2 protein-coding genes are annotated in these 1,113 nt (G+C 35.8%); both read right to left on the reverse strand.

Annotated elements, in window-relative coordinates; translation table 11 throughout:
• Positions 1–396, reverse strand: a 396-nt coding sequence (locus tag M947_RS23170; protein WP_021288573.1) for a DUF2061 domain-containing protein, incomplete at its 3' end; no start/stop codon positions are given.
• Positions 396–1,113 (reverse strand): elongation factor 1-alpha C-terminal domain-related protein (locus M947_RS23585; protein ID WP_021288574.1); only part of this gene is annotated, 718 nt, incomplete at its 5' end. The genes M947_RS23170 and M947_RS23585, both read right to left, overlap by 1 nt.

Raw genomic sequence — 1,113 nt, forward strand, 5'->3', positions numbered from 1 at the left:
TATACGGTGCATATGACGATTTCTATCTTCTCTTGTAAAACCGATATTTGGAGCTATCTCTCTAATGTCTTTACTATCGAGTCTCTCTAAAGGAATATCAAGTTTTTCAAGCTCTTTAAATACTGCATCAGCGATTGTGGTTTTTCCAGATAAGGGCAGCCCTGTAAACCAAAGGTTAAATGGTTCTATCTTTTTTCTACCCCACTTTACTTTCACCCAAGCTCTCTCATGTGCCCAGTACAAAGCAATCTTTGCAAGTGTCTCTATAATTCCTGCTGCTATTGCTAGGTCGAGTCTACCAAAAAAAACATAAACTATAACAATAGTCGTAGTAGTAGCAAATATCCTCCAGCTAATACCTTTTGCTACACTTCTTTTATTTGTTTCTCTATACATTAGATCTCTCTACACTCCCATTCAGGATAATTTTTTCTTATATACTTATTTAGTTCTATTTCTGCATTTGAGTACTCTTTTGCTTCGGTCCCAACCCTGACCTCTGACCTCTGACCCCTGACCCCTGAACCCTGAACTCTGACCCCTAAACCCTCAATACTATCAAGTATCATCCCTGCTCCAACAGTTTTATTTGTATATTTATCTATGATGATAAAACTTCCTGTATATCTGTTTTCTTGGTAAGGATCAACTGCTATTTTTCTATCTAAAGATATAGTGCATTTTGCGATATCGTTTAACTCTAAAGCATCTGCATCTAACTCCTCAAATGTATTGATGTTTTTTTTATACTCTATTGTCTCAAATGTACCATTTATAACAGATGTAGCTCTTTTTATAATGTAGTTTTCATTTAGTCTCAAAGGACTCTCATCCATCCAAACTACCATACAAGAGAGATGGTCTGAGACCTCTGGGATATTGTCTGATTTTACTATCATATCACCACGACTTATATCTATCTCATCTTCTAGTGTAATAGTTGTAGCCATAGGTGCGTAAGCTTCGCTTATAGTGTTCAGTGTTAAGTGTTTGGTGTTGAGATTACTTGCTGTTGGATTTACTATTGATTTTACTTTGCTTGTTTTTCTTGATGGTAGTACTGTTATCTCATCTCCTACACTTATGCTTCCACTTGATATAGTTCCACAAAAA

The organism is Sulfurimonas hongkongensis, assembly GCF_000445475.1.
GTDB classification, from domain to species: domain Bacteria; phylum Campylobacterota; class Campylobacteria; order Campylobacterales; family Sulfurimonadaceae; genus Sulfurimonas; species Sulfurimonas hongkongensis.